This is a genomic window from Novosphingobium sp. 18050, from assembly GCF_902706195.1.
Lineage (GTDB): Bacteria > Pseudomonadota > Alphaproteobacteria > Sphingomonadales > Sphingomonadaceae > Novosphingobium.
Window position 1 is genome coordinate 66,411 of record NZ_CACSJO010000017.1, and the last position, 12,323, is coordinate 78,733.

The window sequence follows — 12,323 nt, forward strand, 5'->3', positions numbered from 1 at the left end:
TTTCGCGGCCAGTGCGGATTGCGCGCCGGGCATGCCGTTCGCGCGCGCGGTCGTTCAAGCCCCGGCGGCGCCGGTCAGCCGTGTTTCGTAGGGGTATCAGAGTTCCGGCAGGACCTGGTCGGCAAAGCCCCAGCCGCGCAACTGGCGAGCGCGTTCGACTAGCTTTTGCGCATCGTTGATCGAATAGGGATGGGCGTTCTTCATGCCGCCCAGTTCGTCCCAGGCTATCGGAACAGCGACCGGGGCCCCTGCGCGCGCGCGGGCAGAGTAGGGCAGCACCGCAGTGGCGCCGCGCTGGTTGCGCAGCCAGTCGATGAAGATGCGGCCCTTGCGCTTGGCCTTGCTCATCGTCGCGACATAGCGGTCGGGTTCAGCCAGGCTAATCGCTTCGGCAAAGCGGCGGGCGAAGTCCTTGTGCACGTCCCAGTCATGGCCGGGTTTCAATGGCACCACGACGTGCACACCTTTTCCGCCCGAAAGCATCGCGAAACTGACGAGGCCGATATCGGCAAGGTGGGCGCGAATGTCCTGCGCAGCGCGCACGCACTCCTTGAAGGCAAGACCTTCGTCGGGATCGAGGTCGAAGATCATGCGGTCAGGCCGTTCCACCGCGTCGGCCCGAGCAGCCCAGCCGTGGAACTCTATGGTGCCCATTTGCACGCAGGCGAGCAGCCCGTCCGCATCGTCAAGATAGATGTAATCTTCGGACCCGCCGTCCTTCTCGCGGATCGGCACATGCGAGACGTGGGGACCGAATGAGCCGCTGTCGTGCTTCTGGAAAAAACACTTTTTCGCGCGTCCCTGGGGACACCTGACTAGGCTGATTGGGCGATTTGCGGCGAAGGGCAGCATGAGCGGCGCGACGGCGGCGTAGTAGTCGGCTAGGTTACCCTTGGTCTGGCCGCTTTCGGGAAAGATTGTGCGCTCTCGGTTCGTGATTTTCACGTCGATGGTGGCTTTCGGGGTGGCCTTTGCCTTCTCGGGCGTTACGGCTCTTGCCGACTTGTCGGTACGCAGGCCCAGGAAGCTGCCGTGCCGCACACGGCCTTCGGGGGTCAGTTCGGCGAAGGCGATCTCGGCGACGAGCTTGGGTGTAACCCAACTGGCGGCGCGTGCGTCGGCGCTGTCGACCTCCAGCGGCGGGGTCTTGCGCGCAAGCTTTTCGAGTCTTGCGGCCATGTCGGCCAGAGTGTCCGCATCGAACCCGGTGCCGACCTTGCCGCGATAGACCAGCGTCTTCTCTTCGTACTGCCCCAGTAGCAGCGAGGAGAAAGGCCGCCCCCTGGCGCGGGATCTGGACCAGCCGACAATCACGAATTCCTGTCGCCGTGTGCACTTGACCTTGACCCAGCTTCGCGTGCGGCGGCCCGCGTAAGGTGCATCGACGCGTTTGGCGATGATTCCTTCCTGACCGGCCTCGCACATCGCGGAATAGAGCGCCTCGCCAGCGCCGATGACATGATCGGCAACGAAGACGGGCGGCTCGGCGCTTGCGAGCAGGGCTTCCAGCCGTTCCTTGCGCTCGATTTGCGGCAGCGATGCATAATTCTCGCCGTCCAGTTCCAGCAGGTCGAAGGCATGGAGTTCCAACGCGTCGTCCTCAGCCTGGCTGCCGTGGCCGCGCTTGAGTACGGATTGCAGGGTGGAAAAATCGGGGTTGCCGCCGGCATTGCGGGCGATGATTTCTCCATCGATCAGGCACGGCGGCAGGTCGAGCGCGGCAAGATGCGCCACGAGGGGGGCGAACTTGTCGGTCCAGTCGAGGCCGCTCCGGGTAAATACGCGTACCTTGTCACCCATTGCCGAGACAAGCGCGCGGTAGCCGTCGAACTTGATCTCGTGCATCCACAGGTTCCCGGTGGGCACAGCATCGACCAGCGTAGCAAGCTGCGGCGTACGGAAGGCGGGCGGCTTGCCGGATGTCTTGCGGCGCGGTTTCGCCTTGCGTTCGTTGCGCGTTGCCGCCTGCTCCATGATCTGCGCAAAGGCCTCGCCCTTCTTGCCTGCGAGCGCATGGGTGCCGTCCTTGTCAGACTCGATTTCGGCCATGGTACGGCCGGTCAGCACGCTGGTCAGGCCCTGTTCGACCAGCGTATCGCCTGTGTCTGCGTGGGCATCGCTTGCCTTGCGCAGCAACCAGTTTTCGCGCTTTTCGCCGGGTTGCCCCTTCATCCGCACGAGCAACCATTCGCCCTTCATCCGCTCGCCGTGAAGAGTGAAGTGGAGATGCCCGTCCTCTATGTCCCTCGCGCTCTTGCCCGCGATTGGCGCCCAGGTTCCCCGGTCCCACAACATCACAGTGCCTCCGCCGTATTCTCCTTGGGGGATTATTCCTTCAAAGCCGCCATAAGTCAGCGGATGGTCCTCTGTCCGCACGGCGAGGCGTTTGTCGGCGGGATCGGCGCTGGGGCCCCTGGTGACCGCCCAGGACTTGAGCACCCCGTCCACCTCCAGGCGGAAGTCCCAATGCAGTCGGCGTGCGGCATGCTTCTGCACCACGAAACTGCTGCCGCCTTTGCCGCCTGCGCGTTTGCCTGTTGGCTCGGCCGTCTTTGCGAAGTCGCGCTTGCGGTTGTATTCGGCCAGTAGGTCCTGCCTGGGATTGACCTTGCTCATGCGCTCTTGCGCGAGCGGGTGGCCGCGGTCTTCCTGGCTGCCGACTTGCGCGCGGGTGTGGATTTCGCGGCAGGCTTGGCCGGGCTCCGGGCGCCGTCGTCGCCGACGGATTTCTTTAGCGCAGCCATCAGGTCGATGACATTGCCCTTCCCGCCGGAAGCGGGTTCGCCGTCGTCTTCGATGATCCGTTTGTTCGACTTCGATTTGGCTTTCTTGTCGATCAGGCGATGAAGGGCATCGACGTAGCGATCATGGAATTCAGCGGGTTTGAAGGGGGCGGTTTTCTTGTCGATCAGCGTGGCGGCGAGGTCGAGCAGGTCCTTGTCTGGCTTGGTATCCTCGATGTCGCGAAAGTAGCCTTGAGCCTTGTGGACCTCATCGGCGTATCGCAAGACTTCCATGACAAGGCCGCGCCCGCACGGCTTGATCGATACCAGTTGTTCGCGTCCGCGCACCGCCAGTTGCCCAAGCCCCACCTTGCGGCTGGCCCGCAGCGCCTCGCGCAGGACAACGTAGGCTTCTTCTGCGAGGTCGTCCGCCGGGACTACGAAGTAGGGCTTTTCGTAATAGAGCACGTCGATCTCGTCGGCGTCGACGAACTGCACCAGTTCGAGGGTCTTACGGCTCTCGATCTTGACCGCCTCGATTTCCTCCTCGTCGAGCAGGACATAGTTGCCTTTCGAGACTTCGTAACCCTTGATGATCTCGTCGCGGTCGACGGGACCGACGCCAGGGGCGACTTTCTCATAGCGGATGCGCTTGCCGCTCGGTTCGTGAATCTGGTGAAAGGAGATCGCCGCGCCGGAGCGAGTCGCCGGATAGACCTCGATCGGGATCGAGACGAGGGCAAGTCGGATCTGTCCCTGCCAATATGCGCGTGCGGCCATGTTCGTGTCCTTCCTCGCTCACACAAGTGGCGGGAGGGGCGCACGGTTCCAGGCATTGCAACATGCGAGCAGGGACATGATGGGATGCTGAGGTGTTTTTGCCGTCGCCGGGGTCTCGGGATGGACAGGCAGATCGACGATCGCAGGGAATAGAGGCTCTCATCCACGGTCGCGATATGAAATGACCACACCACGACTGCGGCTTATTCGGCTTCCTTCCGTCCAACGAAAGAATCGCACCAACAATCAATGGGTTATGAATTCAGGACGATTGCGCTTATTCCATCATTTCAAGCAATGTCTTAATTCCGCACGTAGCAAACCCTACCGCACTATCCGAGATCCCGTAGGGCAGTAGCAGGTTCTCCCCCACTTTAAGTGCACCGCAGGTATAGACTACGTTGGGCACGTAACCGGAACGGTCGGCATTTTCGGCAGTGAGGACAGGTTCAACGCTCCGCGCCAGTATCTTGCTGGGATCGTCCCTGTCGAGCAGTGCGCAGCCCAGCGAATATTTGCGCATCGCGCCGACACCGTGTGTAAACAGCAGCCAACCTTCGTCGGTCAGGATCGGGCTGCCGCAGTTGCCGATCTGAATGAATTCCCAGGGGTACTTGGGCTCCATCAGTAAGACGCCTTCGTCGTCCCAGTGGTCTATCGTATTGGACCGAAGGAGGAAAAGGTTCTTCCCATCCTGCCGTCCGACCATTGCGAAACTGCCGTCTATCTTCTCGGGAAACAGCGCCATGCCCTTGTTACGCCCAGCTTTCCCGCGGATGGGTTCGAGGTCGAACTTGCGAAAGTCGCGCGTCCGCAGCAGTTCGGAGCGGATGGAACTGCCGGAATAGGCGGTATAGGTTCCCACCCATTCAAAGTCGCCGCCGCCATGATCGAACCGGACAAGCCTCAAATCCTCCAGTCCACCGCTTTGTTGCTCGGTGATAGGAAAGATGACCGTATTTGAAAGACTCGAGTCGACGTGACGATGGACGGACACGGTTCCGTCGGCGTCGAACTGGTCCTCTTCGTCAAGCTCTACCGAAGTTGCGAAGGAGGCTTGCGGCCAGAGGCAGAATTCACCGCTGGGTTCTACCACTCCTTCGCGAAATGCAATCGAACTGATGTGCCCTTCACCAACAGCGCGTAGCGACATGATAAAGCGCAGGCAGCCTTTATTAAGCCCTGACTGGTCCGGTGACGGAACAATGGAAGGGTTCATCAGCGCAGCCGCTGCAAACGTATATTCGTGGCAGAAATATGAGCCGATGAGCCTCCGCTTGGTTTCGGAGAATGCTTCGGGATCAAGACCGAGATTGGCTGCGACCTCTGCAAAACGATCTGCGAAGATGCGCTCGGTCTGCCAGTGCCGTTCCTTGAAGTCCCGTAGCACACGCTCGTATTCCGCAGCGGCGCGCGGTTCTGCCAGCGCAGCAACGTCCGCTACCAATCGAAGGGCCCGCCCGCCCGGTGCGTTTTTAGCCTGCCAGCCCAAGTGAAAAGGTCGCAACACGACTCGCGCGGGATCGGCGTGCAGGCGCGTGTCAAAAATGCGAAGCGGTTCAGACCAAGCGTTCTCGGGCCGGTTCAAGCGGTATTCCTTCCCGCGATAGTGGGGCCGATGTTACCGGCTCTTGGGCGAAAGCTATAAACGCATAATGCGACAACTGGAAGGCCAGGATCGATTCTGCACCGCAGTTGGTGTTTGCTCCCCGCGGCGTCACGCCATCTCGGCACCGCCCCGTGGCAAGGTCGGCCAGAACGGCGCCGCGATCGTTACCACCGAAGAACCAGCGCCAGGATACCAAGGCATGTTCGCGCCAGAATTGATCGTTGGTGGCAGCCCAGGCAGACTGTGCGGCATCAATCGCGGCCTGCGCTTCCAGGGGCTGCTGGTCAAAGGGCAAGTAGCTATGTTCGCGGTTAAAGCTCTCGGAACCGATGGGGCGGAAGTGGCCCTTGGCGGAAACCTGCTGCTTGCAAATCCATCGCAGGGTTTCAAGACCCGCACTTGTCCAGGCCCCACGGCGGAGTACCGCGCCTGACTCTATCAATGCCTGCGACAGACGAGGGTTGTCGTACCCTAGGACCGCCTCGAACCAAGCCCAGTCCGGGCGGCGCCCATCGGCAAGCAGGCGCATGAGAAATTCGCCGCCTCTTTCCAAAAATTTGCGGGAGGCTTCGTGATCTGCATCCCGTCGCAGCACGGCGCAGGCGCCGAGCATGCTGAAAGCAATGGCGCGCGGCGATTCCAGCGCATCGATAGACGCAAGGACTTCTTCAAAAAGGCCTAGGCCCCACTGCGCGACGCCTTTGTCTGGTGCCCGTTCATAGGCATGGCCGAGGGACCAGACAGCGCGGCCGTTCGCATCTTCCGAGCCTTCATCCTCGCACCAGGTTCGGTCGAAACGCATGAAGTTGCGAAATCGACCAAGGTCCGGGTTCCAGGCCGATTGAATGAAAGCCGCATAAACGAGGCTCCATTTCATAAGCTCGGCAGCAGGTAGTCCTCGCGTCATGTTCATCAGCATCAACGCGCGCGCATTGTCATCCAGGCAATAGCCATGCCGCCTGTCAGGCACCACGCCGACAGAATGTTGGAGCATTCCGGTTGCATCGCTCATTGCGAGCACAGCCGAGATATCGGGAACTGCCGTGGGCGCGGGAACCTTGGCCTCGGCTACCCGCGCGGCGGCAACGAGCCGTGCCGACGCATCCGCAAAACGAGGCCAGATTGTTTCGCGGCCACGAGCATACGCGCGCCGTTGCAGGGCCGCCATTTCCTGCGGAGAGTCGAATAGAGCACTTACCGCGTCCGAAATTGCCTGGCTGGAATGGGGATCGATCAATCGGCCGACATCCTGCGCAAGAAGTTCGCGGGCGTGGACATAAGGTGTTGAAACTACGGCTTTCCCCATTGCGACAGCATAGCTGAGGGTTCCCGAAGTGGATTGTTGCAGGCCGGGGTAAGGGGTGAGATAGATGTCGCAAGCTTCCAACTGGTCGAGCAGGTCCGGCGTATCAACGAAGCGGTTGTCCCAAGTGATGTTTTCGGCGACTCCCAATTGCTCGGCGAGCGTGATAAGCGTTTCTCGATAAGATTCGCCCTCGCGCGCGACCAGATTGGGATGGGTGGCGCCAACGATGCGGTATAATGCATCTGGATGTCGCGCCACGATGGCCGGCATTGCCCGGATGGCATGCTCCAATCCCTTATCAGGCCCTAGCAGTCCGAAAGTCATGAGCACCTTACGGCCGGTCAGGCCCAGTCGATCCTTGAATTCTGCCTGCCGACCGAACGGACGATCAGGCGCGCCATGATCGATGATTTCAAGGATGTGTTTGGGGGCGCCATATTCGCGTTCCAGTAAATCCCGAGAATGGCGGGACATAACCATGATCCGCGAAGCCCGCGTTACAAGATGGCGCAGGATCGTACGTTGCCGATCGGATGGCGCGCTTAGCACTGTATGAAGCGTGATTACGAGCGGTGCTGCAAGTCTGTCGATGAAGCTTACCACCATTTCGCCATCAGGCCCGCCGAAAATGCCATATTCGTGTTGAAGCCAAACCGCATCCACCCCGGATTCATTAATTTTCCGGGCTGCCGTCATATAGGATTCAGGATTCTGGCTGGCGATAACCCCGGCCACTCCGGGATAGTCCAGAGGCGCCTCCGGATCGTCAAGGGCATGAACGTCAACGCCTATGTCCGGGTAATAACGGCGAAGTTGCTCAAACACATCGGTCGTAAACGTCGCTATGCCGCACTTGCGAGGTGCAAAGCTGCCGACAAGGGCGACGCGCATCGAGCAGTTGGGGGCCGGGGAAAGGCCCTCAAAGATGGAATGAACGTCGGCGAGGCCGTTTGCGCTATCAGAATCGTTGGAGGTGGGAAAATAGGTCATGTGAGCCATACTTGCTCCGATAGCGAAAATTGAACCGTATTAAGGTTCAATTCCCGCCGACCAATTCGGTTTCATGTTGCGATGCAAAATGGGGTAGGATGAAAGATGTGGTGGCTGAACAGGATATGAACACTTTTGTTCATAACGGTTTCTTGAGTTTCTTTCTAATTTTTAGTTTGCTCGAAAATCCAAGGTTTTACAACGCGCTGAATCCCGCTGTCGTCATTTTTACTATAACGTTAGCGGGGTGGAATGACCAACTCCCCTTCTTCTTCGCCATCCCAGTAATGCACGCGCTCACCCAACACCTTGATCAGGATGAGACCCGGAGTGTCGATGCCTTCCGGCCACCAACGTTCAAGGCCCTTGGTCCAGTGATCGGCAAACAGGGTTTTATCTCGGATAAGTTCCGCATCGCCTTCGACGTGAAGGAAAAATGGCCGCATGCCGAGGAGGCCCAAATTGCCTTGGTAGCTCAGACCGATGCGGGGGTGGGCAGCGATGTCAGTCACCATGCGCGTATCGTCCTGGGTGAAGAACCAGGATTCGCCCGCGTAGTCGACTTCGCGGTTGTTGCTCATCGGTCGCGCAGCGATGGCTCCGCCGCTGGATGATGTCGACAGCATCGTAAAGTCGATGTCGCGCATTTTCTTCGAAAGATCAGCAAGCGTTCGGGTCATCGCATTTTCCTCCTATCCAGGTTAGACGCGTTCTTCTTACGGATGCTCCGCTCCCGTAAATGCAGGCTGCGCGGCGCGGCGGCGATCTGAGTACCGCTTCAGAGCGTAGCCGCCGACGGCCGCTGCAACGAGGCCAACCGGACCCAGGCGCTTCAGCACGGACGTGGCCACAACGCCCAATACGGCGCCGCCGGTTCCATCGATGCCCTGTACGTGCTTGGCGGCCTGGTTGCCGGCGACTGCTCCGATAATCTTGCCAATCATTTGAAATCTCCTTTTAGTCAAAAAGGCGGTGCTCGCCGATAGTTCCGAAGAGAGGGCGATGCGCCGCCGCCTCAATTGGCGCTTTGTTTGATTGCATCGGCTTCCTGCTTCAGATCATCAGCGCGCTTTTTCGCCGCGGCTCGAACGCGTTCGGCTTCTTCTTCGAGCTTCTCTGCTGCCACATCCGCCTGTTTTTTTACGCTACCGGCCTGTGCCTTCAGCGCATCGGCCGATGCGTTCTTTGCTTTGCGGGATGCAGCATCCGCCTCGTCCTGGACCTTGCCCGCCCGTTCGGCCGGGCCTGAACCGGTGTATTCGACACCAGCAGCGGTGGCAGCGGCTTCGTCCTGCTTTTTGCCGGCCTGTTCTTTCGGACCGCCACAGGCAGCAACGCCGGCGAGGGCGACGAGGAGGAAAAAAGAAGGCTTCATGGGATCACTCCTGATGGAGCAGGGGCAACGCCGAAGACGTGGGCGAGGTTGCAACTGTCATCGTGGTTCCATTCCCCAGTCGTATTTGGAAAGTCCTGCGGATGCGAAGCCGGTTTATGGATCAGCGCTCAGATCGCTGCGCATCTGTCCGTGCGCCAGAACAGCGAACAGCCCTGTTCCGCCGATGATATTGCCCAGCAGCGCCGGTAGAGTGAATTCGAGCCAGGCCTCTGAGAACCCGATGCTCCCGCTCAGCCACAGGAAGGTGGCTTGGGATGAACCCGTGACGACGTGCGCGAAGCCCCCCAGTGCAATGGCGTAGGTGAGCGAGAAAATCACCCAGAATTCGCTGCCGCGAGAATTGGGCAGGACCCACGCTATGGCAGCCATGATGAAGCCGGCAGGAATGCCCAGCGTCAATGTCCGCGACCAATGCTGCAGTTCCAGCTTGTCCAGAATGTCGAGCGCGATCAGCCTCTGCTCGTGGGTAATGATGATTTCGCTGGCCATCAGCGCACTGACCAGGGTCACTCCCACGAGATTGCCGGCGAGTACGCATATCCAGAGCCGGGAGAGGCGGCCGAAGTTGCGCCATGTTGGAGAAGTCGCAACCGGCAGGACCGCTGTGACGGTGCTTTCCGTGAAGAGTTGCAGCCGCCCCATGATGACGATGACATATCCGATAGGATATCCCAGGAAATAGATCAGGGGTGCCCAGTCGCTATCGGGGAGATGACTGCGAAGGAACAGTTCGCACATGAGCGAAAGGGCGATCGCAAGGCCGGCGGCAAGGCCGGACAGGCACAGCGCGAGCATGGGCCTGGCGAGTTCCTCCTCGCCTTGCAGGCGCACGACTTCGTGGACGATCTTGCTGGAACTGGCGCGGCGATCCTGCACGTCTCTGGCTTCCTGGGCGTCGAGGCTCTCGTCCGGCTCGTGATCGTCCTGATGCGGATTGCCGCCGTCATGCGGTGCCGAACCGCCGGGTCGTCTGGTCATCTGGTCATCTTCCCAAAGCCTCTCTGGTGACGGTATCGCAAATTGCGTCCGAGGTGGCTGGCCCATTCCTTCCGGCAATTGCCCGAACTGCCAGCTTGAAGAGCGCGCCGATTGGTCTTGTGTTCCGGGGAAGTCCGGGCGCGCTGAGAAAGCCAAAGGTGCGTCTTCAAGGGATCAGCGGTGCGCAGAAATCTTCCCGTGCTGCGCAGCGCTTCTGGAACCGCAGGCGCCGAAGAACGTCAGTTCGGTCGAGAAATGCAATTTCGCAAAAGGAGGCGGCGAGATGATCGATGATGCAGACCGTTCATGGATGCGCCTGGCGATCGACCTCGCACGGCAGAAAGGCACGAGCCCCCGGGACACCCCGATCGCAGCAGTCGTCGTCATGGAGGGTCGGATGCTGGCGAGCGCGGTCAATGAAACGGAAGAACAAAACGACGCGACCGCCCATGCCGAGATGGTGGCTTTTCGCCGGGGCGGCGCTGCCCACAGCGACATGGATCTGCGCGGTGCAACGCTCTACTCGACGCTGCAGCCCTGCGGCATGTGCACGATGGCCTCGATCTGGGCAAAGGTTGGCCGTATCGTCTATGGGGCTGGCCGGGAGGACGTCCACTCCATGTATTTCGAGGACCGGCACCTCGATACCATGGACTTCATTCGCGACGCCTGGCGCGAGGACCTGATCCTTGAAGGCGGCTGCCTGGCCGAAGAGTGCGCCGGGCTCTATTTCGGACCGGACGACGATGTCCCCTTGAAAGATCAGGGTAACATCTGAGCCGCTATGCCTCCTGCTGGCGCCACGGTCGTTCAGGTCTTGGTGCGGCTAAGCACGCCCGTCGTTTCGGGAGGCACGTCCATAAAGCCGGAAAACCGCGCGGAACGGTGTGTCGGCTCGGCCGTTGATGATGGGGGCGGCCAAGAAATCCGGGTAAACGAATGACCACAAGGATATGTGATGTCGCAATCATCGGTGCCGGCACGGCGGGCCTGGCAGCCGAGCGCAGTGCGCGCCGTCACGGCGCCAGCACGCTGCTGATTGATGAGAGCTTCAGTGGCACGACCTGCACGAATGTGGGCTGCATGCCTTCCAAACTGCTTATCGCCGCAGCGGCGGCAGCACATGGCGCCCGTCATGCCCGCACGTTCGGCGTCACCGCCGAGCCGGTGGTTGACGGAGTAGCGGTCCTGCAACGCCTGCGCTTTGAACGCGACCGCTTCATTGCAGGGGTGGATAAATCGATCGCCAAAATCCCCGACGAGTTGAAATGGGAAGGGCGCGCCCGATTTACGGGACCAACCACTCTGGAAATCGACGATGGCACCCTGGTCGAAGCCAAGGCCGTGGTCATCGCCGTGGGAGCGGCGCCCTCGATCCCCGAGTTCCTCGATCCGGTAAAGATGGCGGTACTCACCAACGAGACGCTTTTCGACCTGGAGACGCTACCGGCTTCGGTCGCCGTCATCGGCGCAGGCCCATTAGGGCTCGAACTTGCGCAGGCGTTGTCACGGCTTGGTGTCGAGACGCACGTCTTCGATCAAGGGGATAGGCTCGCTTCCCTGGAAGATGAGGAGGTGAGCGGGCAACTGGCGCACATCCTTTGCGCTGAGTTTCCCATTCACCTGAAAGTGCAGCTTTCGGCGAAGCTCGATGCGGGCAAGGTACTTCTGTCCTGGTCCGGTCGAAGTGAAGGGTCGGAACGCTTCGACCACATACTTGCCGCAGCTGGTCGACCCTCGCGCCTGAGGGGCTTGGGCCTTGAGAAGACGGGTCTAGTCCTCAACGAACACGGTGCGCCGGAAGCAGACCCGTTCAGCTTGCAATGCGGTGCTGCGCCGATTTTCCTGGCGGGTGATGCCGAGCACGGTCGTCCGGTATTGCATGAGGCGCAAGCAGAAGGCGCTATCGCTGGACATAACGCGGCACGCTATCCCGATGTGCTTCCGGGAAAACGAATGGTCCCGCTTTCGATTATGTTCACGGACCCCCCGATGGCGGTGTTGGGCGACATTTCCGGGGGTTCATCTACAGTGCTTGGAATCGCGTCCTTCGAAGATCAGGGGAGGGCGAAGGTCTTCGCGACGAACCATGGTCTGGCGCATATCCGTGCTGACCTCCTCGACGGTAAGCTCCTCGGTGCTGTCCTCGCTGCGCCTGCGGCCGAACACACGGCACATCTTCTCGCCTGGGCGATTCAGCATGGCATGACCGCGAGCCAGATGCTGGCCCTGCCATATTACCACCCGACATATGAGGAGGGGCTGAAACCTGCTTTTCGAGCGATCTGCAAGGCAGTCGGTAGTTCAGTGCCCATGGAGCGCGACGACGGGTTTCTCGCCGGGACCTGAGGGTGGCGGCAGGCGGGAAAGGCGAGTGACGATCCGCAGCCCGGCGTCCGTGACGGCCAGTCTGCGTCTGCGGCGGGTACCGATATGGAACCCGGGGCCGCCATGTTCGTCAATAAATGAGAACATTCGTGCATATGTGAGGTCCACCTAACCATGCCAGTAACCCATCGCACAGCTACCTCCGCCGTAAAT

General features: G+C 60.4%; 10 protein-coding genes. 2 read left to right on the forward strand and 8 right to left on the reverse strand.

Annotation, left to right across the window (positions count from 1 at the left end; all coding sequences use genetic code 11):
* Positions 1-96: 96 nt before the first annotated feature.
* The 8 genes from ligD to GVL61_RS16370 form a co-directional block, all read right to left on the reverse strand.
* Positions 97-2,616: a DNA ligase D gene (gene ligD / locus GVL61_RS16335; RefSeq protein ID WP_159981722.1), complete on the reverse strand. Its 2,520-nt coding sequence runs from the start codon at positions 2,614-2,616 to the stop codon at positions 97-99.
* Entirely contained in the window at positions 2,613-3,503 is an 891-nt protein-coding gene (locus GVL61_RS16340) for a Ku protein (RefSeq protein ID WP_159981723.1), read from the reverse strand. The genes ligD and GVL61_RS16340 overlap by 4 nt, the downstream gene beginning before the upstream one ends.
* A gap of 277 nt (positions 3,504-3,780) precedes the next feature.
* A complete protein-coding gene (locus tag GVL61_RS16345; RefSeq protein WP_159981724.1) occupies positions 3,781-5,091 on the reverse strand; it encodes a glycoside hydrolase family 130 protein in 1,311 nt (436 codons plus the stop codon).
* A complete protein-coding gene (locus tag GVL61_RS16350; RefSeq protein ID WP_159981725.1) occupies positions 5,063-7,408 on the reverse strand; it encodes a glycosyltransferase family 4 protein in 2,346 nt (781 codons plus the stop codon). The genes GVL61_RS16345 and GVL61_RS16350 overlap by 29 nt, the downstream gene beginning before the upstream one ends.
* Before the next feature lie 239 nt (positions 7,409-7,647).
* A complete protein-coding gene (locus tag GVL61_RS16355; protein ID WP_159981726.1) occupies positions 7,648-8,088 on the reverse strand; it encodes a pyridoxamine 5'-phosphate oxidase family protein in 441 nt (146 codons plus the stop codon).
* 36 nt (positions 8,089-8,124) lie between these two features.
* Positions 8,125-8,352 (reverse strand): hypothetical protein, encoded by a 228-nt coding sequence (locus GVL61_RS16360; RefSeq protein ID WP_159981727.1) that lies wholly within the window; start codon positions 8,350-8,352, stop codon positions 8,125-8,127.
* A 71-nt stretch (positions 8,353-8,423) separates the two neighbouring features.
* On the reverse strand, positions 8,424-8,783 hold the full coding sequence (locus tag GVL61_RS16365) for a hypothetical protein (protein ID WP_159981728.1): 360 nt from the start codon (positions 8,781-8,783) through the stop codon (positions 8,424-8,426).
* Positions 8,784-8,897: 114 nt separating this feature from the next.
* Entirely contained in the window at positions 8,898-9,782 is an 885-nt protein-coding gene (locus GVL61_RS16370; protein ID WP_159981729.1) for a formate/nitrite transporter family protein, read from the reverse strand.
* A gap of 283 nt (positions 9,783-10,065) precedes the next feature.
* Here GVL61_RS16370 and GVL61_RS16375 point away from each other — a divergent pair, with 283 nt between their 5' ends.
* Together GVL61_RS16375 and GVL61_RS16380 are read left to right on the forward strand one after the other, a co-directional pair.
* A complete protein-coding gene (locus tag GVL61_RS16375; protein WP_159981730.1) occupies positions 10,066-10,560 on the forward strand; it encodes a nucleoside deaminase in 495 nt (164 codons plus the stop codon).
* Positions 10,561-10,721: 161 nt separating this feature from the next.
* A complete protein-coding gene (locus GVL61_RS16380; protein ID WP_159981731.1) occupies positions 10,722-12,131 on the forward strand; it encodes a dihydrolipoyl dehydrogenase in 1,410 nt (469 codons plus the stop codon).
* The last annotated feature ends 192 nt before the right edge of the window (positions 12,132-12,323 follow it).

What these genes read in the sequence shown, in the direction of transcription:
- ligD (WP_159981722.1), bottom strand. Translation starts at nt 2,616, where the DNA reads ATGAGCAAGGTCAATCCCAGGCAGGACCTACTGGCCGAATACAACCGC.
- GVL61_RS16340 (WP_159981723.1), bottom strand. Translation starts at nt 3,503, where the DNA reads ATGGCCGCACGCGCATATTGGCAGGGACAGATCCGACTTGCCCTCGTC.
- GVL61_RS16350 (WP_159981725.1), bottom strand. Translation starts at nt 7,408, where the DNA reads ATGACCTATTTTCCCACCTCCAACGATTCTGATAGCGCAAACGGCCTC.
- GVL61_RS16355 (WP_159981726.1), bottom strand. Translation starts at nt 8,088, where the DNA reads ATGACCCGAACGCTTGCTGATCTTTCGAAGAAAATGCGCGACATCGAC.
- GVL61_RS16360 (WP_159981727.1), bottom strand. Translation starts at nt 8,352, where the DNA reads ATGATTGGCAAGATTATCGGAGCAGTCGCCGGCAACCAGGCCGCCAAG.
- GVL61_RS16365 (WP_159981728.1), bottom strand. Translation starts at nt 8,783, where the DNA reads ATGAAGCCTTCTTTTTTCCTCCTCGTCGCCCTCGCCGGCGTTGCTGCC.
- GVL61_RS16370 (WP_159981729.1), bottom strand. Translation starts at nt 9,782, where the DNA reads ATGACCAGACGACCCGGCGGTTCGGCACCGCATGACGGCGGCAATCCG.
- GVL61_RS16375 (WP_159981730.1), top strand. Translation starts at nt 10,066, where the DNA reads ATGATCGATGATGCAGACCGTTCATGGATGCGCCTGGCGATCGACCTC.
- GVL61_RS16380 (WP_159981731.1), top strand. Translation starts at nt 10,722, where the DNA reads ATGACCACAAGGATATGTGATGTCGCAATCATCGGTGCCGGCACGGCG.